This is a genomic window from Thermithiobacillus plumbiphilus (assembly GCF_038070005.1).
In the GTDB taxonomy this organism is placed as follows: Bacteria; Pseudomonadota; Gammaproteobacteria; order Acidithiobacillales; family Thermithiobacillaceae; genus JBBPCO01.
Genome location: NZ_JBBPCO010000002.1, coordinates 22,899 through 44,591, shown reverse-complemented (window position 1 = coordinate 44,591; position 21,693 = coordinate 22,899). Strand labels below are relative to the sequence as shown.

Below are 21,693 nucleotides of genomic sequence, written 5' to 3'. Positions count from 1 at the left end.
CGGCGATTGCCTGGTGGACTAGCCTCCCGTTTTGGCCATGACGCGAATGATTTTATGGGGGGATTCCTTGAATTCATGTCGTTCGGGCTTCAGCGCGATCGCTTCGCGAATGTGACGCTCAAGATCTGACTGTAAAGCGCCGGCGCGAAGCAAGGTGCGAAATTCAAATTTCTCGTCTTGGCCTAAACACAGGTACAAGGTTCCGTCCACAGTCAAACGAATACGGTTGCAACTTGTACAAAAATGCTGGGAAATAGGGGTGATGAACCCAACGCTGAAGGCACCATCCGGGCTTGTCAGGTATTGGGCGGGGCCACCGCCAGCGACCAAGCCCTCAATCAACCCATACTGAGTACGCAGACGCTGTCTTATAGGTTGCAGATCGACATACTGGGCGTTTCGTCCAGTATCGCCCATCGGCATGGTTTCAATGAGCCGCAAGGTAAAGCCATGTCCCCAGCAAAAAGCCAATAAAGCATCAATCTCATCATCATTCACACCGCGCATTACGACGGTGTTGATCTTGATCTGCGCAAAGCCTGCTGCCTTTGCCGCCATCAAGCCGGACAGGACCTTACCCAGACAATCCCGCCCAGCAATGCGCTGTAACTTGCCAGGATCAAGAGAATCAAGACTTACATTAATTCGATTCAGGCCGAGGGCTTTTAGTTCCGCTGCATGTTTGGCCAGTTGAGTGGCGTTTGTACTCAGAGAAAGATCCCCGATGCCGGGCAGTGCGGCAAGCCTGGCCACAAGCTCAGTTAAATTGCGGCGCAGCAACGGCTCCCCTCCGGTGAGCCGGATCTTGTTGACACCCAAGCGCACGAAGGCTCCTACCAGTTGCTCGATCTCGTCGAAATTTAACCAATGATCTGGTTCCTCGAAGTCTTTGAACCCCTCGGGAATGCAGTACGTGCAGCGTAGATCACAGCGGTCTGTGACGGAAAGGCGGAGGTATTCGATGCGGCGGCCAAAACCATCAACAAGCATTGCTCTTTCAGACATGGACAATATACCTTGTACTAGGATATGGCGGTTGTGGTGAATGCCCGCATGCGGGCTGCGACAAGACAGCTAGCAAGAATCGAGCCTGAATCCTGAATATAAGTGGAGGGCGATGAGAAATGAGAATGTTACCCATTGGTAACAAAACAAGTCCGGATCTGAGTGGAATGGGCACAAATGGTAACGTGCACGCCGCATCTACTGGCTACCCCCATAGATGGGAAAACCGCGCGCGGGCGGCTGGTTTAAGGGCCAGAAACACAGATAAAAGTTTGGCATAATTATTGCTATTACCAGGGTAGGCCCTGGTAATGATTGCCCGAAACCCATGTCACGTCGCGTCAAGCGCAAAGGAGCAAGAGTATGAGCAACAAAATGTCGCGTAGAAACTTCCTGAAGATTGGGGGGGTCACGGCCGGAGCAGGATTGGTCGCGTGTACTGGGAGGAGCATGCCAGATCAGGCTTTGGAAAAGGACAAAAATCAGCCCCCAGCCAACCAGGCCCCAGTCAACCAGTCTCCCGTGGGGGCTGCTACCTTGCCTTATCCGAGCACGCCAGTGACTAAGGCTCAAGCCTTAAAGGCCGGCACCCCTGTTACTTTTAACTACCCTGATGCGTCCTCCCCTTGCACGTTGCTGAAAATGGGGGAGCCCGTTATAGGTGGAGTGGGGCCGGATAAAGACATCGTGGCCTACAGCACGCTTTGTACGCACATGGGATGCCCTTTGGCCTATGATGCGAAGCAGGCGCGCTTTAAGTGCGGTTGTCACTTCAGCATGTTTGATCCTAGCAAGGGCGGGCAGATGATCATCGGCCAAGCCACTGAGAATTTACCTCAGATCGAACTCGAGTATGACGAGAAAAACGATATGGTGAGGGCAGTTGCGGTGAATGGCCTAATTTATGGTCGACAGGCCAATCTGCTGTAGCAATCAGTTCAGCTAAAGGAGAAGTTGCAATGAGTGGAAATGATGATCGCTTGCCGCTGCCGCCGGTAAATGCTCAGAAGACCAATATGACCTGTCATTTCTGTATCGTGGGTTGTGGATACCACGTGTATAAATGGCCCGAAAATAAGGAGGGAGGTCGCGCGCCCAATCAAAACGCTTTGGGCTTGGATTTTCGCCAGCAGGTCCCGCCTTTTGCCTTGACGATGACGCCTGCCATGCATAACGTGATTACCGATAGCAATGGCAGACAGTACAACATCATGGTGTTGCCCGACAAACAGTGTGTCGTCAACCAGGGGCTGTCGTCGACGCGGGGGGGTCGGATGGCATCTGTCATGTATACCCCCGACGGTGTGGGCAAGGCCCGTCTGCACCATCCACGAATTTTCCTGGGGGATGACTGGATGGATACCACGTGGCCTCAGGCCATGGCCCTCTATGCCGGATTGACCAAAAAGATCCTGGATAAGGATGGTCCTGATCAGCTCATGTTCAACCTTTTCGATCATGGCGGCGCTGGCGGTGGGTTCGAAAACACCTGGGCGACGGGCAAGTTGATATTTTCTGGCTTGAAAACCAAGATGGTCCGCGTGCACAATCGGCCGGCCTACAATTCCGAGTGCCACGCCACCCGGGATATGGGGATCGGGGAGCTGAACAACTCCTATGAGGACGCCGAACTTGCCGACACCCTCATTTCCATCGGTAACAGTCCCTACGAAGCCCAGTCCAATTACTTTCTCGTCCATTGGGTGCCCAATCTGCAGGGCTCTACCGTTGATAAGAAGAAGGAGTGGTTTCCGAAAGAAAGCGTAGACCAGGGCCGGATCATTTTTGTGGATCCGCGCCGTACCCCCTCTATCGCCATTGCGGAGCAGGTGGCGGGTCCAGAGCGGGTCCTGCATCTGGATATCCAGCCAGGGACAGATACGGCGCTCTTTAATGGATTATTCACCTATGTGGTCGATCAGGGGTGGCATGATAAGGCATTCATTGAGCAGCATACCAAGGGGTTTAAAGAGACGTTCAAAGAAAACCGCGTGAGCCTTGAAGAAAGCAGCCAAATAACTGGCATTCCGGTCGCCAAGCTCAAGCAGGCGGCAGAGTGGGCGTACAAGCCCAAGGCCGATGGCAGCCGCCCCCGCAGCATGCATGCCTATGAAAAGGGCATCATTTGGGGGAATGACAACTATCGTATCCAGTCCGCACTGGTCAATCTGGTACTGGCCACTCACAACGTGGGACGACGCGGCACAGGCGTGGTTCGCATGGGCGGTCATCAGGAGGGCTACGCTCGCCCGCCTTATCCGGGCCCGCGTCCTGCTCCCTATATCGATCAAGAGATCATTCATGGCAAGGGCAAGATGCTCACTGTCTGGGCCTGCAATGCTTTCCAGACGACCATCAATGCGGAGCAATATCGGGAGGCAGTCTACCGACGCAGCAACATCGTCAAGGCGGCGATTGCGAAAGCGCGCGGCGCCTCCACGGCGGAACTGGTGGACATCATCTATGACGCCGTTAGCAACAAAGGCGGCTTGTTCGTGGCGGATATCGATCTTTACCCCACCAAGTTTGCGGAAGCTGCGCACCTGCTGCTCCCCGCTACCCAACCCGGCGAGATGAACCTGACTTCCATGAATGGTGAGCGGCGCATGCGTCTGTCCCAGAAGTTCATGCAGGGCCCGGGCAGCGCCAAACCGGATTGCTTAATTGCCGCCGACATTGCCAACACCCTCAAGCAGCTCTACGAGAAAGAAGGTAAGCACGAGAAGGCGCAACGTTTCGCCGGCTTCGATTGGAAATCGGAGGAAGATGCATTCAATGATGGCTTCCGCCAGGCGGGTAGACCGGATGCGGGTCCAATTGATAGCCAAGGCGGAGATACGGGGTATTTGGTCACTTATGCTCGCTTGGTGGCTGCCGGCAACAATGGCGTGCAGTTACCGATAAAGGAGTACAAGGACGGCAAGCTCATCGGTACCGAGATGATGTACTTGGATGGCAAGTTCGATACCCCGAGCGGCAAGGCCTATTTCCAGCCTTCCCCTTGGGCCGGCATGCTCAAGTCCGTTGCTGCGCAGAAGGCCAAATATCCATTCTGGATCAACAATGGACGCACCAATCTGGTATGGCAGTCGGCTTATCACGATAAATACACGCCTTTTGTGCGCGGGCGCTACCCGATGGCGCCCATCGAGCTGAATCCTGATGACGCAAAAAAGCTCGGGATCAGTTCTGGAGATATTGTGGAGATCTATAACGATTACGGTTCCACCTTTGCCATGGCCTATGTGGAATCTGACATCAAGCCCCACCAAGCCTTCATGATGTTTGGTTATGACAATGGCGTTCAAGGAAATGTCGTTACTGAAGCCGTCGACCGGAACGTGGTGCCCTATTACAAGGGAGCGTGGGCCAGCATTCGCCGAGTTGGCAGCATGGATGAGTACAAAAAGTCGGTCAGTTTCAAGAGCAGGCGTTTCATCTAATCTCTTCCCTGTGTTTCTGTATTGAGGTGCCCGCAATGGGCACCCCTTTCTCAAGTTCGAAGCAATCGGTAATTTATGGGGCAACTATGAGCCTGCATGCAAAAAACACATTTATTTCAGTCAAAATCGCCGTTCTTACCGTATCGGATACGCGCAATGAGGCAACTGATACCTCAGGATGCATTTTGGTGGAGTTGTTGCAGGAAGCCGGACACCGTCTCGCCGAGAAGAAGATTATTCCCGATAACATCTATCAAATTCGCGCGATCATCTCGCGCTGGATCGCCGACCCATCAATTCAGGTGATCATTAGTACGGGTGGGACTGGGTTGACTGGCCGTGACAGTACTCCAGAGGCTGTTTTGCCATTACTAGACAAATCCATCGATGGCTTTGGAGAAGTCTTTCGCAGCCTTTCTTATCAGGAAATAAAGACCTCTACCATCCAGTCCCGTGCAGTAGCCGGGGTAGCCAATGGCACCATCCTGTTTTGCCTACCGGGTTCGACAGGTGCATGCCGTACCGCCTGGGATCACATAATCCGACACCAACTGGATCACCGCCATCAGCCGTGCAATCTGATCGAAATCCTGCCCCGCATGCAGGAACGCTGAATTGGCCATGCGAATTTCATGCCACGAGCGGAATAGATGGATATGACATCCCATTGTGACAGTAGCAATATGTCTTTAGCTTTCTGTGGATACCGCCATTGCCGTGTTGTTGGACGATGCCCAACCCATTGGGGATATCGATTGCGTGGCCTTGAATGAGGCTTGTGACAGAGTGCTTGCTCTGCCGCAAACGGCACCCGTGGCTGTTCCGCCAATGGATAACAGCGCGATGGATTGGAGGCAAGTTTGGATTGCCGTTGACAACGGGCAGTCTGCAATTTTGCGACTTGTCGGGTCGCTGGTCAAACCGGCGTCGAAATGCAAGCCCTGACAGCTGCATCCGCTGCCGCACTTACCGTGTATGACGACATGTGTAAGGCAGTGGACCGGGGTATGGTGATCGCCAACCTGCATCTGCTGGAGAAACGAGGAGGCAAAAGTGGTTACAGTCTCAACTCCCTTGGGTAATGCGCAACTCGTTCGCTATGCCCGGCAGATCCTGCTGGAGGAGGTCGGGGAATCGGGGCAGGCCCGGCTGTTGGCGGCCAAGGTTCTGGTAGTGGGCGCCGGTGGACTGGGCGTGCCCGTGGCCAGTTATCTGGGCGCGGCCGGCATCGGTATGCTCGGCCTTGCCGACAGTGATCTGGTGGACCGTACCAATTTGCCGCGTCAAGTCATCTACAGTGAGTTAGATATCGGCTACTCGAAAGTACAGCGGCTCGAGGCCCGCATCCTGGACAACAATCCTGAGGTGCAAATCATGACGCACCCGCGGCTGACGCCCGAAAATGCCAGTGCAGTCATTGAGGCTTACGACTGGATCGTGGACGGCAGTGACAACTTCCAGACACGTTACCTACTCAACGCCATTTGTGCTCGTCAGAAAAAAACACTCATATCCGGTGCACTGTCGCGCTTTACAGGACAGTTGGCGGTATTCCGGCCGGGCGACGCTTGTTACCAATGCTTGGTCGCACGATTGCCCAACCGTGATGCCACACAGGGATGCGTGGAGGGGGGTATTTTAGGACCGATGGCAGGGCTTTTGGGGTGCTGGCAAGCCCTGGAGACTCTCAAGCAGATCCTGGCGCTATCATCCCGTCTTCAGGAGGAGCTTTTGCTGTTCGATGCTCTAAATAACAGCAGTCATCGGATCCGGATGAGAAAGGATCAAGCGTGTCCTGTATGCGGAGAATGACATGATCAAAATTTTGTATTTTGCACAATTCAGGGAGCAGTTGGGGATAGACAGTGAACAGATTCAATTACCAAGACATGTCCATACCGTCGAAACTCTCCTGGCCTACCTGAGGGGCCGAGGCGGAAACTGGACAGAAGTTTTCGGTGCGGACGCGGTCGTATGCGTTGCCGTAAATCACGCCATGGTGGCAGGACAAGGCACTGTGGCCGTTGGCGACGAAATCGCCTTTTTTCCACCAGTCACCGGAGGCTAAAGGCATGATTCGGATTCAGCAAACCAATTTCGATCTGGATGCAGAAATCTCAACGTTGCGTCAGCACAACGCTGCTGCAGGAGCCATCGTGGCCTTTCTAGGCACGGTGCGGGATTTTAGTGCTAATGCTCAGGTCCACGCGATGCGCTTAGAACACTATCCAGGGATGACGGAAAAAGTATTGCACGGCATCGAGGCAGCGGCACATCAGCGCTGGAGCCTACAGGAGGTATTGGTTATCCACCGAACAGGCGAGTTGCTGGCTGGAGAGCAAATTGTTCTGGTGGCCACCATCAGCGAACATCGCCGGGATGCCTTTGCCGCTTGTGACTTCATTATCGACCACCTCAAAACCGAAGCACCTTTCTGGAAGCGGGAACAGACCCCCCAAGGCCCCCGCTGGGTCAGCGCCCAGAAAAATGACCAGACCGCGCGGGAGCGCTGGAACCGATGACCCGTTCTGTCTTGTTACCATAAGGTAACCGAGCGGTAGCCATGTTTCCGTTTTGCAACATGCACTAGCCGGCAAAAGGCAGATTACCCTTTAAAAGCAATACTTTACTTTGCTTGCTAAAACGGCATGCGACTTGCTTTGCACTTGCTACAGGCAGCTTTGCTGCACCTGCGATCATCTATTGGCAACTACTTAAAAGGGGATTTACATGATCTGTCTTTCAAAACACCTTGCAGTGCAAGGTCGGGGTATCCTGGCTCAGTCTATTTCAGCTGCCTTGGTGTTAACGACAGCTCTCGTGGCGCAGAACGCGGCCGCAGTTGAAGCAGCCTTTGGCGGGCAATACCGCATTAATAGTTACTACGTCCAGAATAGTAATGTGGCGCCGGATGGGACCTTTGAGGATGCGGCGGCCAGTCGCTTACGAATCCGTCAGAACATCGACCTGAAGTTCGATGAAAACTTCAGCACCCATTTACAATTCGAGTTGGGGCATACCCGGGACAATATAATAACTACCTCCAATCCCCTTCGGGTACGCCATGCCGAAATGACCTACAAGTTCAAGAATGGGATAACTGGTGAGGCCGGACTGGTTCCGCTCAGCGACAAGTTCGGGGATACCCAGTACTCGGCAGATTGGGACTTCAACCCTTTGGCGGGTTTGCTGTATCTGCCCGCCGGCAGCGGTAACTTGCGTCTGGGAGCCGCGAACCTCGCGCAAGGTGCTGAAACCAGCCGCGTGCCGGGAGACTTTTCCCTTTACACGGCAGATTACGTACTGCCACTGGGCGGCAACAATCAAGTGAACGTAGGTGGGAGCCTGGCCCAGATAGCAGCTTCGGATGACCAGAGCAACCCCCGGCGAACGCAATTAAATTATGGGGTCGGTGCCCGCTTTTCTCTTACTGAGGGGCTCCTTTTGAACGGATTTTTACAAGGATCGAAGACCGACAAAGACCTCTTGGGCACTAATAATGATGCCAGCGGTCTTGCAGCCAAGCTGGAGTTGACTGGTCACGCCGGAGCGGGCGATTTTGGACTAATGGGCACCTATGCAACGGGTAAATCCAACGGGACAGGCTTCCAGCCCGTGATGGCACTGGCCAAAACCAATGGGTATTGGGGCTATACCGGTATTCTCACCGTTCAAGGGCCCACTGACACCGGCTTCGATGGGGATACCGTCAACATCTCGAATAATGGTTACGGCCTGGCCACAGTGCAAGCCAAGTACAGTTTCCCAATCACCAGTAATTTGAGCGGGTATCTGGGCGCGGGTTGGCTCGGCGGCTCCAAGGCTGCTGGTCGTAGCGGGACAGTGGGCACCGACGTGCTCGCCATGGGGACGTATCGATTCACAAAGGTGCTAGCTTTGAATTTCGGTGCGGACTACGCCAAGGTCAAGGACAGTGACAGCGGTTATTTCCAGGGAGCAGCTGGTGAATTTAATCAGGGCGTGGGCGTAAACAGGAACAAACTTGCCCTATTTAGCCGACTCCAGGCTGAATTTTGAGTTCACGCCTGCTTGAGCTAGGCCCGTATAAAGCCTTGCGGGCCGCCGTTATCGGGAGAGTGAAATTTGGGGAGTTGCTATGGTCGCTTTGAGTATAGGACACGGGGTGATTATCTTGCTGATCGTGATTATGCTCTTCGGTACAAAAAAAACTGCGCCATCAGGGAAGCCACCTGAGCGGTGTCATCAATATATTTCGAAAAGCCGTGCAGGAGGATGGAATGGCTACCTCCTTGATGTATGAGGGCCCCTGTTCTGTTCAGGAAAGGCCAGCGAAGATGGAGAATAAGCTAGTGAATACATTTACTCCCCATGAGGCCTGGGAATTTCAGAAAGCAAATTCCAAAGCGATTCTAGTAGATGTGCGTTCCTGTGTGGAATTTCTCTTCGTAGGACATTCGGTGGGCGCGATAAACATCGCGTGGCGAGATGATCCGGATTGGGAAATCAATCCAAACTTTGTTGCTGATGTGCTTTCCCGGGCACAAGGGCGACAAGATATTGCTGTTTTGCTTATTTGCCGCAGTGGTCATCGCTCCATGGAAGCCGGGCTCGCTTTGTGTGAAGCGGGTTTTACACAAGTTTACAATATCGCTGAGGGATTCGAAGGCGATTTGGACGGGCAGAATCACCGTAGCACGCTAGGAGGCTGGCGATTCTTGGGGCTGCCATGGGAACAGTGCTGAGAAAGCTTTGGTTGTTCAAAGAAGTCATGTGGCAAAATGAAATACCAATCCGAGATTAGTGATAAGAGGAAATCTGCCATGCAGAATAAGACGAGTTTTCAATATTTGGCGACTTGCGTGTTGCTAGGAGTCAGTTTTAGTTTGGCTGCAGGTTGCGGAAAGCAGGAAGAAAATGAAGCGAATACACCTCCACCAGCGATATCGCCAGCGGAGAAAGCAAGTAAAACTAACGCGTCACCAAATGCAGATGTACGCGGTGCTGCGGGCCCAGTAGATAGTGGGCCGAAGCCGGCAGATTCTGAAAGCATCAACGTTGCGGGAAGGCCAGGCAATATCGACATTCCCGACGGGAAAAACAAAGAAAGCAGTATGTCTACGGCTGAAAGCGGACAGGCTATTATGCAAAAGTCGGATTGCATGAGCTGCCATGCGGTAGACCGGAAGATGGTAGGTCCTGCCTATGCCTGGGTTGCATATCGTTACAAGGGTGATAGCACGGCAGTGGATAAATTGGCCGATAAAATCAAAGTTGGCGGCGCAGGCAATTGGAATGACCTAACCGGAGGAATACCCATGCCGGCCCATCCGCAGCTTACACAAGGGCAAACCAAGGCCATGGCCGAATGGATACTGAGTCAAAAGCCAGTGGAACCCCCCAAAGGCTAACTGCAATCTAACAAAATTGCGTTTTCATGGTCACCGCCCATATCCAAAGCTCATCTAGAGGAGCATCTCATTGGCCAAGCCACTGCTGGAGGAGGCACCATGCACCTACTGATAATTGGCGGCAGCGATGCCGGCATTAGTGCGGCGCTGCGCGCCCACGAACTCAATCCGGGCGTCGAAATAACGCTCATGCTGGCGGACGACTATCCTAACTTTAGCATCTGCGGACTGCCTTATTATCTCAGCGGAGAAACGCCTGATTGGCGTCAACTCGCTCATCGCACCGAGTTTCCCGGAATACGAATCTTGCGCCGGCATACGGCACGGTCGATCGACGCGCGGGGGAAAGCGGTTTTGGTCGAGCACGCGGGAACGGAGCAGACGATCCGGTATGATCGCCTGATCGTGGCAACGGGGGCGGCGCCGATGCGCCCCGAGCTGCCGGGAAGCGAGCTGGACGGCGTGTTCCTGCTGCACACGATGAATGACAGCTTCGCGGTTCACAAGCACCTGACGGAGCGGGAGCCGCGGACCGCGGTGCTCGTCGGCGCCGGTTACATCGGGCTCGAGATGGCCGACGCGCTCACCCAGCGCGGTATTGCCGTAACCCTGCTCAGCCGCCCTGAAACGGTGCTTCCGACGGTCGACCCAGCGCTTGGCGATTTGGTCAAGGACGCGTTGCAGCGGCATGGAGTGCGTGTCCTGACCGGCCTCAGCGCCACGCAGATCGAACAACGGTCCGGGGACAGCGCGAGTTCGCGCTTGTGGGTGACGGACTCAGCGGGCACCCAGCACCCCGCGGATATGGTGATCCTGGCGGTCGGTGCGCGGCCAGCCAGCGATCTGGCCGGCCGAGCGGGCGCAGAACTCGGGGTACGCGGTGCCATCGCGGTCACGCGGCGGATGCAAACAAGCCTGCCCGATGTGCTCGCCGCCGGCGACTGTGGGGAGACCTATCATCGCCTGCTCGACAAGCCGGCTTATATCTCGCTGGGTACGATCGCACACAAGCAAGGCCGGATTGCGGGCGAGAACGCGGTCGGCGGCAACCGGGAGTTCGCTGGCGCGCTCGGCAGCCAGAGTCTCAAGGTTTTCGACCTTGCGATCGCCCGAACGGGCCTCCTGGATCACGAAGCCCGTGGCGGCGGTTTTGATCCATCGACCGTGCCAACGCAAGCCAACGACCACAAGGCTTACTACCCGGGCGCGGTGACGCTCCATATCCGCATGACGGGCGATTGCCAGACCGGCCGGCTGCTTGGCGCGCAGATCCTCGGACACCGAAAGGCGGAGATCTCCAAGCGGATCGACATCGTTGCCGCGGCGCTTTTCCAGAATGCGAGCGTCGAGCAGCTCAACGACTTGGACCTCAGCTATACGCCACCGTTCAGCAGCCCGTGGGACCCGGTGCAGGTGGCTGCCCAGGCTTGGTCCGCCAGGCAATATTTTCTCGCCAAAACGTGACCGCATCAAGACTGACGTGAGCAACTAAGCTCCACCACGCAGCGCGGTTACGGACCGCTGTCTGTGGGATTGCACTGGCTGATGGCCATGCTGATCGCTGCCGCGTATGCCGCCATGGAGCTCAAAGGATTTTTCCCAAGGGTAGCGCGCTGCGTGATGGCCTTGCAGCATGGCATTACCAACTAGGCGTGCTCGGCTGGCTGATGCTCAGCACCCCCCTCTGTCACGATAAATGGCCGTCGAACCAGCCCCATTGATCTGGTCTGTCTACCTGCTTGCTACAGCCAGACAGTTCCAATGTGAATGCGAAAATCGAGACCCCGAATACAATGTTTTTCATGATCTCTTCTTGCAGAATGAAACAGCCCGACAATGCGCTCAATCCGGCACTTCGCCACGACAGAGATGTGCCTTGGGAAAATGTACGCGAAATGTACTGCCAAGCCCTGGCTGGCTTTCGATTTGTAAGCGCGCATCGTAACGGGCGGCGGCGTGCTTGACAATGGAAAGCCCAAGACCGGTGCCGCCACTACCCCGGGCTCTGCCCTCGTCCACCCGATAGAACCGCTCAGTCAAGCGGGGCAAGTGCTCCGGCGCAATGCCTGACCCGCTATCTTCGACGATGAACAGCGCCCCCTCGGGATTGCGCGTCCAGGAAATCCTGATGCGCTCACCGGCGGGCGTATAGCTGATCGCGTTTTCGATCAGATTACGAACGATACTCGTGAGATCCACAAGTTCGGCACAGATATAGAGACTATCATCGAGCTCAAGTTCGATTCTCAGGGCCTTTGACTGCGACTGTTCCTGAAGGGCACCCAGGGTCTGGCGGATCAGGCCCGACAGGAGGACAGGCTCATGATGGCGGGGCAATGCCTCGCTTTCCAGCCTTGCCAGTATCAGAAGGTTTGCCACCAGGGACTGCATGCGGGTGGTCTGTTGTGCCATCAGGTCCAGATAGGAGGCCGCCTCACCATCATTGCAGCCGGGAGTCTCCTGAAGGGTTTCGATGAAACCGCTCAGCACGGTGATGGGGCTGCGCAGCTCATGGGAGACATTGGCCACGAAATCCCGCCGCATCTGTTCCAGTTGCAGCAACCGGCTGACATCGCGAAAGGCCATGAGGCTATCGCCTTGGGGCAGCGGAAAGCGACTGACTTCCAGGGTCTTCTGCGGTGCCACGGGAGACGGAATCTGCAGGGTACCAGCCTCTCCCTGCTCAATGAAGGCCCGAAAACGCGGATGGCGGACCAGATGATCCAAGGACTGCCCGCGATCCATGGGCCATTGCAGCCCGAGCAGTGTGGCCGTGCTGCGGTTGCCCCAGAGCATTTCGCCGCGCGCATCCAGCAGCAGCAGGGCATCCGGCAGGGCATCCATGGCTTGCTGGAGCTGCTCCAAAGTCTGGCGCAGCCTGTGACGCTGCTGCTCCTCCCCCTTGCGCCAGCGATAACCGATGGAGAACAGCTCCTCCCATTGCCCGCTCGCTTCAGGTGGCAGCACGTTATCCGGGGCGGCGAACCAGTGCTGCAGCTTGATGACCTGGCTTCGGTGCCAGCCGATCCAGAATACCAGCAGGAGAAAGACCAGGATCTCCAGGCCGCGGCAGACAGGATTCGTACAGCCCAGTGCAGCAGGCAAAATGCCCAGCAGGGCAAATCCCAGCGGCCCGGCAAGGCTAGCTGGAAGCACCATCAGCCTCATCCTGCAACTGGGGGGCCTGGGAGCGCAGACGGTAGCCCGCGCCGCGCACGGTTTCGATATAATCCTCGCAGCCAAAGGGCTCCAGGGCCTTGCGCAGGCGCCGGATGTGCACGTCCACGGTACGCTCCTCGACATAGACCTGCTGTCCCCAGACCCGGTCCAGCAGCGTTTCGCGGGAAAAGACACGCTCGGGATGCAGCATCAGAAAGCGCAACAGCCTGAACTCGGTGGGGCCGAGCCGGACCTCGCTGCCATTGGCGTGCACGCGGTGGGATTTCTGATCCAGCCGCAGCGGACCGGCAGCAATCACTGCCTGTTCGCCTTCGGGGTAGGAGCGGCGCAGCAGGGCCTTGATGCGGGCCAGCAGCTCCTTGATGGAAAAGGGCTTGCTGATGTAGTCATCGGCACCGTAGTCCAGCCCGCGGACACGGTCGCCCTCCTCACCACGCGCGGTCAACAGCACGATGGGAAGATGGCGCGTCATCTCCTGGCGGCGCAGGCGGCGGCACCAGTCCAGCCCGCTCTCTCCGGGCAGCATCCAGTCAAGCAGCAGCAGGTGCGGCTGCCATTCCGCCAGCAGGGCCGCTGCAGCTTCGGTACTGGAGGCGCAACGCGCTTCATAACCCTGCCTTGCAAGATTGACGCGCACCAGCTCCTGAATGCCTGCCTCATCCTCGACCACCAGAATGCGAAACTGCTGTTCTGCCTGTGCTTCCATGCTGTCTCCCCGCTGCACTGAATACCCACGGCCCGGATTCCGGAGGATCATAACAACTCTTTGGCAGGCCCAATAGCATTGCTATGCGCTTTTGGAAATATTTCCTATACTGCAGGAAAACTTTCAGGCAAGAAGCCATGACCTCGTATTCCCGCAAATCATTTTCCTTGCAATATGGGGGCTGGATAAGCAGCCGGGTGCACATGCAGAATTTCCTGCACAAGCATCCGGGCGGCTCGCCCCCCTTCTCCGGGGATCTGGCGCGCTTTCTCGATCTGGTAACGAGGCTCAATCAGACGCGTCTGCGTCCAACCCACCGCCTGGAGGTCGCCAGGCATTTTCAGCAATGGTTTGAATCACGACTGGCCCACTGGCAAGAGCACGCCAGCCGCCTGGAAAGCCAGGGTCAGCACGAAGGCCGCTGGGACCTGCTGCGCTCTCTGGAAGAGCTCACCCGCGCCTTTCGGGGGGTAGTCGAGCAGGTTGCTGAAGATGACTCGGTGTCTGGCAGGGCCCAGCTCGCTGACGCCATCCTGCAGGCCCTGCGCTTGCACGTCCTGATCATGCGTCTGTTACTGGAAAGATATCAGGAAATTCCGGGCCAGCTCTGGCAGGAAAGCTACAGACTGTTTCGCATTGCCCAGCGCTTCAGCCTGACCCTGCGGGCACAGCAGGACAGTAGTGGAGAAACGGTCTGCATCCAGCAGGTATTTACCCAGCTGTTGCTGATGGGCGCCATCGATGCCTACCGACAGGCGCCCGGCCTGCTGCCCTGGATCGCCGCCTATCTACACCGCTATGCCGCAGCCCTGCCCCTGCTGCCCTATCGCCAATGTACCATTCCGGTAGGCGCCGACAGCCTGCCAGCCCAGTTCCTCGTGGACCTTTCCAGTGATCGCCCGCCCCAGGCACCCTGGCATCTGCACCTCTCGGCCACGGAAGCTGAAGCCATGCTGCCCGATTGCCTGGTACTGGATGCCCGCGCCCTGGAAGATCTCCTGCCGGAACACCTGCGCTTGCTCAACGAGGGCGCCGATCCCGCACTCATCCATGAAACCCTGGCCCAGCTGTCCGCCACGGATCGTCAGGAACTGCTCCGGCAGATCGGCTCGGCACTCCTGCCGGAGATCCGTGCCTCGGTGCGCAGAAATGTCTGGAGCACACCGGTACACATTGTCCAGGGCTTTGAGGCCATCCGGCGGAATATCGGACGCTCAGGCGATCAGGGTTCGATCCCGCTCGCACTGGCAGAAGACAGGACAGCGGAAGCGCCGCACAGCGACTGGCACATGGTGGATCTGAGTCAGACAGGCATGCGTCTGGTCTGCGATCACGCCAGCACATCCGGCATCGAGGTCGGACAGCTGCTGACCATACAGATGGACGCCCGCAGCAGGGAGTTGTTCGCCGGTCAGGCGCCTGAGCTTGCCGATGCGATGAGGCTCACGGACCTGAGCATCGTCGAGGTCCGCTGGATCAGGCAGAATATGCGTGGTGGCATGCAAATGGGATTGCAGCGTCTGGGTGAGGAAAGTCAGGCTGCCAGACTGTATTTGAATGAGGAGAGCCAGTCCCCGATGACGCTGGAGGTCATTCTGGTGCGTACGGCGGGCCGGGTCTGCATCATCGCGCCAGCAAGCCCGAACATCGACGCCGGGGGTGTTGGTCGCATCGAGGAGGAGGTTTCAGGGCTGGATCGAGGACAGCGGGTATATTTTGGCCTCAACCGGCGCCGAACCCGTCATTTTCAGCTCTTGCAATACGTACCCATCAAGACAGCAGCAGGATGATCCGGCGCTAGGGTCTGGCCTCGCCAGGCTCTGCCCGGCCCACCTGGGCCTTGATGCGCGCCTGGACAGCGGCATCCTTGGCCTGTCTGGCATATTCCCGCGCCATCAAATAATTTTGCACCTCGATCTCGATCTGGGCGCGATTCAGCAAGGACTCCGCAGTGCTCAAGCCGAGTGGCGCGTGCTCCGCGGCACCGCTGCGCTGGGCCTCGGCAATCGCCGCGCGGGCATCACTCATTTCCTGCACGGGGGCGCTTGCGCAACCCGCCATGCTCGCCATGGAGGAGGCCAGGCATAGGCCCAGCACGGCTTCACGCCAGTTCTGCATCCAGTACACTCCCAAGGTCATGTGACTACTTTTGCGGCAAGCGCATTTCGTGATTATTATAGGCGCGCTGCCGGAAGCTTGTAAAAGCCGGCCTGTCGCCAGCCAGAGGTCATCCATGCAGGTCAGAATCTATCATAATCCACGCTGTTCCAAATCCCGCGAGGCCCTGCGCCTGATCCGCGAGCGCGGCATAGAACCGACCGTGATCGATTACCAGAAGACACCACCCGGCGAGACCGAGATCGAGCTGCTGCTTGATCTGCTTGGCAAGGAGCCACGCCAGATCATGCGGACTCAGGATGATCTCTATCAGATTGCCAATCTGGATGATCAGGGATTGGTCCGGGAAACCCTGATTCGTGCCCTGATCCAGCGCCCTGCCTTGCTGGAGCGGCCCATCGTGGTGGTGGATGATGCCCGGGCAGTCATCGCCCGCCCGCCGGAAAAGGTACTTGAAATACTGCCTGCCGCCCAGACAACTCCTTAAGCCTTACACCCCAGCAAGGACTATCCGTGACATCAGCCTCCCCCATGGAAAGGCTCGCCCATGGCGCCGCCCTGACCGGCTATTTCGGTCTCATCATTCTCACCCTGATCTGGGAAACCCGCTGGGCCCCATCCAGCTACGCCCCGCCGGTGGTGTGGCTGGCCATCAAGGCCGTGCCGCTGCTGTTTCCCTTGCGGGGCATGCTGCACGGCCGCATCTACACCTATGCCTGGGCAAGCATGCTGTCGCTGGCCTACCTGGCCGAAGGCGTGGTACTCGTCTATGCCGATGCCGCCCAGCGCCTGCCGGCATTGCTGGAGGTCCTGCTCGCCAGCGCCATGTTTGCCGGCTGCAATGTCTATGTGCGCCATAAGGCCAGACGGCTCAGAAGCGCAGTACCGACCTGACAAAAGGGATGGTCAGGCGGCGCGCTGCCGCCAGGGCGGCCCGGTCCAGTTCATCGAGAATGCGGTTGAGCTGGCGGATATCGCGGGGATAACGCTGCAACAGGAACTCTCCCACTTCGCCGGGCAGCTCCAGACCACGCGCTGCTGCCCGCAGCTGCAGGATGCCCAGCCGGTCCTGGTCCTGCAAGGGTGGCAGGCCTAGTACCAGCCCCCAACTGGCACGGCTGGCCCAGTCCGCCAGGGCCCAGGAAGTGGCTGCCGGCGCCTGGCGGCCTGCCATCAGCAGCCGTCCACCCTGCGCCTGCAGGCGATTGAAGCAGTGAAACACCGCCTCTTCCCAGCGAATATCGCCGGCGATGCTCTCCATCCTGTCAAAGCAGACCAGAGAGGCGCGCTCCAGGCCCGCCAGCCACTGTGAAGGCTCCCCGGCGGGCATCTGGGCGGCAAAATCGACCATGTCGATATACGGGGACCAGCCGGCATCCGCCATCTGCCGCGCCGCGGCAACCAACAAGTGCGTTTTCCCCGTACCGGATGGCCCCCAGAGATAAACGCTGTGCACCGGTGCTTCCGCCCGGGCCAGTGTGCTGACCGCTTCCAGTGCCTCGGCATTGCCCGCTGACCGGTAATAGCCCTCGAAATGCAGTTCATCAGGAAAGCCAAGATCCAGCGGCAATTGCAGGGAAGGGCTGAAGCTCACGGCGCACCGTCCCCTGGGGATGGTTCAGCGAGCGTGGGCGCAGGACCTGTTCCCCGATAAAAGCGGCTCAGGCGATAGCGACCCAGCACCGGTCGCCACCAGACGGTCAGGATCGCCGCCAAAGGCAATGCCAGCAACATGCCCGTAACGCCATAAAGCTGCTCCCCGGCGAGTACCGCGAAGATCACCCCAACCGGATGAATACCGATACGGTCTCCCACCAGCCAGGGCGTCAGCAGGGTCGATTCGATCAGCTGTGCGCCGGCGAAGATACCCAATACCCACAAGGGGTGTATGGCATCATGGAACTGCAGCGCCGCCATCACCAGGGCAATACCGCCACCCAGTATCAAGCCAAGGTAGGGAATGAAGCTGACCAGACCGGCAAAGATGCCGATGGGCAGTGCCAGATTCAGGCCCAGGATCATCAGCCCCAGCGAATACATGCTGCCCAGCCCCAGCATGACGAGCAGCTGTCCCCGCAGGAACTCCCCCAGTACCTGGTCGGTCTCCGCAAAGAGGGCGCGCAGACGCGGCGCCTGTGGCCTCGGCAGCAGCTCATCGATCCTGGCGAGGATCCCGTGCCAGTCCTTCAGCAGATAGAAAGCGATCACTGGCACCAGAACGAGGTTCAGGGTCCAGGCGAGAAAGGCCATGCTGGAATTCCAGACATGACCCAACCCGGTCGCGAACCAGCCACCCACCTTGCCTACCTGCCCCTGAAGACTGGCCAGTATGGCCTCTGGCGACCCGGGGCTTCCCAGGGCCAGGTATATCGCGTTCAGGCGCTCCAGCAGGATGGCCTGATAGCGTGGCCAGTTGGCCAGAAATACCTGGATCTGTTCCCCGATCAGGGGCACCAGCAACATGCCTGCCAGGATCAGGATCGCAATGAACAGGCCGAAAACGGCGGCCACCGCCAGCCAGCGGGGCAAGGTGCGGGACAGATAATCCACGGGCGGCAGCAACAGATAGGCCAGCAGTGCCGAGCCAACGAAAAGTGACAGCAGAGGTCCCAGATAGTAGAGGACCAGGATGCCGGCTGCCAGCAGAACCAGCACAATTACGCGGGGTGTCGTCATTTACAGGCTTTCCTCTTGCGGCTTTCCGCCGCCCGGCGGCTCCAGTGCAGTACATAATCCACTCCGGACAGCAGCGTTGTCGCGAAAACGATGGCGAAGGCATATGGCAGCAACTCTGTCAGGCCCAGCCAGTCAGCGCCGACCGCCAGTACCAGCACGATCAGGATGAACTGGGCCGTGGTATTGACCTTGCTGACATAGCTGGGCGCGATCTGGACCGGACCGATCCAGTAATGATAGATCAGGGCACCCGAGACGATGATGACGTCGCGCAGGATGATCAGGGCTGTGAGCCAGAGCGGCAGCAATCCGGTCCAGGTGAGCAGAATGACGACACTCACCACCAGCAGCTTGTCCGCCAGGGGGTCAAGGATGGCACCGAGCCGGGTACGCTGATTCAGGCGTCGCGCCAGATAGCCATCCAGCCCGTCACTGATGCTCGCCACCAGGAAGAGGATCAGCGCCTTGGCGACATCCCCGATCAACAGCGCGTAAGCCACTACCGGCACGAGCAGGAGACGCAGAATGGTAATCGTATTAGGTAGGTTCATGTTTGAGGAGGCCTCGCAGGGTACCGCATCCTCTGGCTGCCAGGCACCGGCGTGTCGCGGCTTTTGACAGACGCTAGCCGGACTCCTACCATTGCGCAACCGTTCTTTGTAAGGAGCAGCCCGTGGCCGAAGACAAATCCTCCCTTTCTTATCGTGATGCCGGTGTCAACATCGACGCGGGCAACGCGCTGGTGGAGCGCATCAAGCCGATTGCCCGACGCACGCAGCGGCCCGGCGTGATGGGTGGTCTGGGCGGCTTCGGCGGCTTTTTCGAGATCCCGGTCGATCGCTACCGCCAGCCGGTGCTGGTATCCGGCACCGATGGCGTGGGTACCAAGCTCCTGCTCGCCCAGCAAATGCAGCTTCATGATAGCATCGGAATCGATCTGGTCGCCATGTGTGTCAACGACCTGCTGGTCACCGGCGCCGAACCGCTGTATTTCCTGGACTATTTTGCCTGCGGCCGGCTCGACGTGGATACCGCCGAAAAGGTCATTTCCGGCATCGGCAAGGGCTGCGAGCAGGCCGGGTGCGCGCTGATCGGTGGCGAGACCGCCGAGATGCCGGGCATGTACGGCACCGAGGACTACGATCTGGCGGGTTTCGCGGTGGGCGTGGTGGAAAAGGACGCCATCATCGACGGCAGCGCCGTGAGCGAAGGCGACGTGCTAATCGGCATTGCATCGAGCGGCCTGCATTCCAACGGCTTCTCGCTGGCGCGCAAGGTGCTGGAACGCAGCGGCCAGGCACTCGACAGCGCCTTTGGCGGCAGCACGCTCGGCGCCACGCTGCTCACGCCCACCCGCATCTACGCAAGATCCCTGCAGGCCCTTGGCCAGGCGGTGAAGATACATGCCATGGCGCACATCACCGGTGGCGGCCTGCCGGAAAACCTGCCCCGGGTTCTCCCCAAGAATCTCGCCGCCCGCATTGATGCACGAAGTTGGCAGCGCCCGCCGATCTTCGACTGGCTGCAGACCGAGGGCAACATCGACAGTCGCGAGATGTACCGCACCTTCAACTGCGGCATCGGCATGGTGGCGATCCTGGCGGCCAGCGAAGCCCAGCGGGCCCTGCAGGTACTTGCCGATGCCGGCGAGCAGGCCTGGCGCATCGGCGAGGTCGTAGCGCGCGCGGGTGCCGGAGTGGAAATCCTTGGCTGAAGTTCGGCGGCCCCTGCGGATCGCGGCACTGGTATCCGGGCGCGGCAGCAATCTGCAGGCCATTATCGACGCCATTGCAGGTGGCCGCTTGAGCGCCGAAATCGGTGTTGTCATCAGCAATGTTGCCAGCGCTGCGGCGCTGCAACGGGCTGAGAGCCAGGGCATTCCCACCCAGGTTGTCAGGAACCGAGACTTCCCGGATCGGGAAGCCTTCGACGCGGAACTGACCCGCTGTATCGACGCCCACGAAGCGGACCTGGTGGTGCTGGCGGGCTTCATGCGTCTGCTCACGCCCGGTTTCGTCCAGCGCTTTTCCGGCAGACTGGTCAACATCCATCCATCCCTGCTGCCCGCCTTTCCCGGCCTGCGCCCACACGAGCGGGCCCTGGAAGCCGGGGTCAGGATTCACGGCGCGACGGTGCATTTCGTCAATGAAGAGACCGATGGTGGCCCCATCATCGCCCAGGCCGCCATCCCGGTGCTGGCGGATGATACTCCGGAAACACTGGCCGTTCGGGTACTGGCACAGGAGCACCGGCTCTATCCCATGGCGCTACAATGGATCAGCGAGGGCCGCCTGCGCCTTGAAAACGGCCGGGTGCTGGTCAATGGCGCTGAAAGTCCTCCGCTACCGATGATCTGGCCCGGGTAAACTGCTGGGCGGCCCATGCGTTAAGCACCAAGACACCCAAAAAGGAGCCACTCATGGCGAATCTGTTCAAGTACTTCCTGACAACCGGCCTGGCATTCACGATGCTGATGGGCGGCGCAGCAGCCGGACAGACAGCAAGCACCCAGCTGCCGGTCTACGAACAGCTTGAATATCAGGTGAGCTGGAACGGTCTGCCGGCCGGCACCCTGCAGCAGACCCTCAAGCGCCAGCCCAATGGCACTTATCTGTTGACGGTGACCGCCAACACCAATCGGGCGGTGAACATCTTCTATCGGCTCGACAGTGATCAGACCTCGCTGTTCCGACTGACCGGGGATCGCCTGCAGGTACTGCGCTACACGCACCAGAACAAGGGCAGCGAGCCCTTTCCGCGGGAAGTGCGCTTCGACTGGGAACAGATGCAGGCCCACATGAAAAACGAGAAGGATGGCAGCAAGGACGTGGCCATCACCCGCGACACCTATGACCCGAACACGCTGATCCAGCAGATACGCTTTTTTCCTGCCAGCGTGAAGGATCCCTTCATGGTGGTGGACGGCAAGAGCAACAAGCGCCTGCAGATCAAGGATCTCGGCGTCAACCGGATCCACACCAGTGCCGGTGAGTTTGCGGTGCGCTGCGTCGAACAGGTCGATGTCCAGCAGGACAACCCGGATAAAAAGCGCGTGGCGAGCATCTGCTACAGCCAGGACGAACGCCATCTGCCGGTGGAATTACGCTTTCATTCCAAGTATGGGGATTTCGTGGCCCGCCTGAAGTCCATCCAGACCCAGACCAGCACCTGAGCC

Annotated in this window: 24 protein-coding genes and 1 pseudogene; 18 read left to right on the top strand and 7 right to left on the bottom strand. The window is 58.2% G+C overall.

The genetic code is table 11. From position 1 onward, the window contains the following. Positions 1-18 precede the first annotated feature (18 nt). A complete protein-coding gene (gene moaA, locus WOB96_RS02185) occupies positions 19-1,005 on the bottom strand; it encodes a GTP 3',8-cyclase MoaA (RefSeq protein WP_341369631.1) in 987 nt (328 codons plus the stop codon). Positions 1,006-1,368: 363 nt separating this feature from the next. Here moaA and WOB96_RS02180 point away from each other — a divergent pair, with 363 nt between their 5' ends. From WOB96_RS02180 to WOB96_RS02130, 12 genes and pseudogenes are all read left to right on the top strand, one after another. Further along, positions 1,369-1,935 carry an arsenate reductase (azurin) small subunit gene (locus WOB96_RS02180; protein ID WP_341369630.1) on the top strand — a complete coding sequence of 189 codons (567 nt, stop codon included), beginning with the start codon at positions 1,369-1,371 and terminating at the stop codon, positions 1,933-1,935. A gap of 29 nt (positions 1,936-1,964) precedes the next feature. Further along, positions 1,965-4,448, top strand: a complete 2,484-nt coding sequence (locus WOB96_RS02175; protein ID WP_341369629.1) for an arsenate reductase (azurin) large subunit — start codon at positions 1,965-1,967, stop codon at positions 4,446-4,448. A gap of 86 nt (positions 4,449-4,534) precedes the next feature. Continuing rightward, positions 4,535-5,062, top strand: a complete 528-nt coding sequence (gene moaB, locus WOB96_RS02170; protein WP_341369628.1) for a molybdenum cofactor biosynthesis protein B — start codon at positions 4,535-4,537, stop codon at positions 5,060-5,062. A gap of 85 nt (positions 5,063-5,147) precedes the next feature. Continuing rightward, complete coding sequence (locus tag WOB96_RS14440) at positions 5,148-5,393, top strand: hypothetical protein (protein ID WP_423229715.1); 246 nt, start codon at positions 5,148-5,150, stop codon at positions 5,391-5,393. Then, positions 5,354-5,530, top strand: a pseudogene (locus tag WOB96_RS02165) (cyclic pyranopterin monophosphate synthase MoaC); the annotation flags it as partial. The gene WOB96_RS14440 and the pseudogene WOB96_RS02165, both read left to right, overlap by 40 nt. Beyond that, positions 5,502-6,260 (top strand): HesA/MoeB/ThiF family protein, encoded by a 759-nt coding sequence (locus WOB96_RS02160; RefSeq protein WP_341369627.1) that lies wholly within the window; start codon positions 5,502-5,504, stop codon positions 6,258-6,260. The pseudogene WOB96_RS02165 and the gene WOB96_RS02160, both read left to right, overlap by 29 nt. A gap of 1 nt (position 6,261) precedes the next feature. Then, positions 6,262-6,516: a molybdopterin converting factor subunit 1 gene (gene moaD / locus WOB96_RS02155; RefSeq protein ID WP_341369626.1), complete on the top strand. Its 255-nt coding sequence runs from the start codon at positions 6,262-6,264 to the stop codon at positions 6,514-6,516. A gap of 4 nt (positions 6,517-6,520) precedes the next feature. After that, positions 6,521-6,970: a molybdenum cofactor biosynthesis protein MoaE gene (locus WOB96_RS02150; protein WP_341369625.1), complete on the top strand. Its 450-nt coding sequence runs from the start codon at positions 6,521-6,523 to the stop codon at positions 6,968-6,970. A 208-nt stretch (positions 6,971-7,178) separates the two neighbouring features. Then, positions 7,179-8,486: a hypothetical protein gene (locus WOB96_RS02145; RefSeq protein ID WP_341369624.1), complete on the top strand. Its 1,308-nt coding sequence runs from the start codon at positions 7,179-7,181 to the stop codon at positions 8,484-8,486. A gap of 221 nt (positions 8,487-8,707) precedes the next feature. Then, on the top strand, positions 8,708-9,172 hold the full coding sequence (locus tag WOB96_RS02140) for a rhodanese-like domain-containing protein (protein WP_341369623.1): 465 nt from the start codon (positions 8,708-8,710) through the stop codon (positions 9,170-9,172). Positions 9,173-9,250: 78 nt separating this feature from the next. Further along, the gene (locus tag WOB96_RS02135; RefSeq protein WP_341369622.1) at positions 9,251-9,838 is read left to right on the top strand and encodes a c-type cytochrome; all 588 of its coding nucleotides are present in this window, start codon (positions 9,251-9,253) and stop codon (positions 9,836-9,838) included. A gap of 99 nt (positions 9,839-9,937) precedes the next feature. After that, positions 9,938-11,302: an FAD-dependent oxidoreductase gene (locus WOB96_RS02130; RefSeq protein WP_341369621.1), complete on the top strand. Its 1,365-nt coding sequence runs from the start codon at positions 9,938-9,940 to the stop codon at positions 11,300-11,302. Positions 11,303-11,680: 378 nt separating this feature from the next. Here the strand turns inward: WOB96_RS02130 and phoR are convergent, their stop codons facing one another. Together phoR and phoB are read right to left on the bottom strand one after the other, a co-directional pair. After that, positions 11,681-12,997 (bottom strand): phosphate regulon sensor histidine kinase PhoR, encoded by a 1,317-nt coding sequence (phoR, locus tag WOB96_RS02125; RefSeq protein WP_341369620.1) that lies wholly within the window; start codon positions 12,995-12,997, stop codon positions 11,681-11,683. Next, positions 12,981-13,724 carry a phosphate regulon transcriptional regulator PhoB gene (gene phoB / locus WOB96_RS02120; protein WP_341369619.1) on the bottom strand — a complete coding sequence of 248 codons (744 nt, stop codon included), beginning with the start codon at positions 13,722-13,724 and terminating at the stop codon, positions 12,981-12,983. The genes phoR and phoB overlap by 17 nt, the downstream gene beginning before the upstream one ends. A 137-nt stretch (positions 13,725-13,861) precedes the next feature. On the opposite strand from phoB, the gene WOB96_RS02115 reads away from it, so the two are divergent. Then, positions 13,862-15,514, top strand: coding sequence for a hypothetical protein (locus WOB96_RS02115; protein WP_341369618.1), 1,653 nt, complete (start codon positions 13,862-13,864; stop codon positions 15,512-15,514). Between the two features lie 7 nt (positions 15,515-15,521). On the opposite strand, the gene WOB96_RS02110 is transcribed toward WOB96_RS02115, so the two are convergent. After that, positions 15,522-15,863, bottom strand: a complete 342-nt coding sequence (locus tag WOB96_RS02110; RefSeq protein ID WP_341369617.1) for a DUF4398 domain-containing protein — start codon at positions 15,861-15,863, stop codon at positions 15,522-15,524. A gap of 94 nt (positions 15,864-15,957) precedes the next feature. On the opposite strand from WOB96_RS02110, the gene arsC reads away from it, so the two are divergent. Next, positions 15,958-16,329, top strand: coding sequence for an arsenate reductase (glutaredoxin) (gene arsC, locus WOB96_RS02105; RefSeq protein WP_341369616.1), 372 nt, complete (start codon positions 15,958-15,960; stop codon positions 16,327-16,329). A 26-nt stretch (positions 16,330-16,355) separates the two neighbouring features. Beyond that, positions 16,356-16,736, top strand: coding sequence for a DUF2069 domain-containing protein (locus tag WOB96_RS02100; RefSeq protein WP_341369615.1), 381 nt, complete (start codon positions 16,356-16,358; stop codon positions 16,734-16,736). On the opposite strand, the gene hda is transcribed toward WOB96_RS02100, so the two are convergent. The 3 genes from hda to pgsA are packed head-to-tail and all read right to left on the bottom strand — an operon-like array spanning position 16,714 to position 19,069. Then, the gene (hda, locus tag WOB96_RS02095) at positions 16,714-17,436 is read right to left on the bottom strand and encodes a DnaA regulatory inactivator Hda (protein ID WP_341369614.1); all 723 of its coding nucleotides are present in this window, start codon (positions 17,434-17,436) and stop codon (positions 16,714-16,716) included. The two genes, WOB96_RS02100 and hda, sit on opposite strands and share 23 nt — an antisense overlap. Beyond that, complete coding sequence (locus tag WOB96_RS02090) at positions 17,433-18,518, bottom strand: AI-2E family transporter (protein WP_341369613.1); 1,086 nt, start codon at positions 18,516-18,518, stop codon at positions 17,433-17,435. Before WOB96_RS02090 ends, hda begins: the two co-directional genes overlap by 4 nt. Next, positions 18,515-19,069, bottom strand: a complete 555-nt coding sequence (gene pgsA, locus WOB96_RS02085) for a CDP-diacylglycerol--glycerol-3-phosphate 3-phosphatidyltransferase (RefSeq protein ID WP_341369612.1) — start codon at positions 19,067-19,069, stop codon at positions 18,515-18,517. Before pgsA ends, WOB96_RS02090 begins: the two co-directional genes overlap by 4 nt. 122 nt (positions 19,070-19,191) lie before the next feature. Between pgsA and purM the strand changes: the two genes are divergently transcribed. The 3 genes from purM to WOB96_RS02070 are packed head-to-tail and all read left to right on the top strand — an operon-like array spanning position 19,192 to position 21,690. Further along, a complete protein-coding gene (gene purM / locus WOB96_RS02080) occupies positions 19,192-20,232 on the top strand; it encodes a phosphoribosylformylglycinamidine cyclo-ligase (RefSeq protein WP_341369611.1) in 1,041 nt (346 codons plus the stop codon). Next, the gene (gene purN / locus WOB96_RS02075; RefSeq protein WP_341369610.1) at positions 20,225-20,884 is read left to right on the top strand and encodes a phosphoribosylglycinamide formyltransferase; all 660 of its coding nucleotides are present in this window, start codon (positions 20,225-20,227) and stop codon (positions 20,882-20,884) included. The genes purM and purN overlap by 8 nt, the downstream gene beginning before the upstream one ends. 53 nt (positions 20,885-20,937) lie before the next feature. Beyond that, a complete protein-coding gene (locus tag WOB96_RS02070) occupies positions 20,938-21,690 on the top strand; it encodes a DUF3108 domain-containing protein (RefSeq protein ID WP_341369609.1) in 753 nt (250 codons plus the stop codon). Positions 21,691-21,693 lie beyond the last annotated feature (3 nt).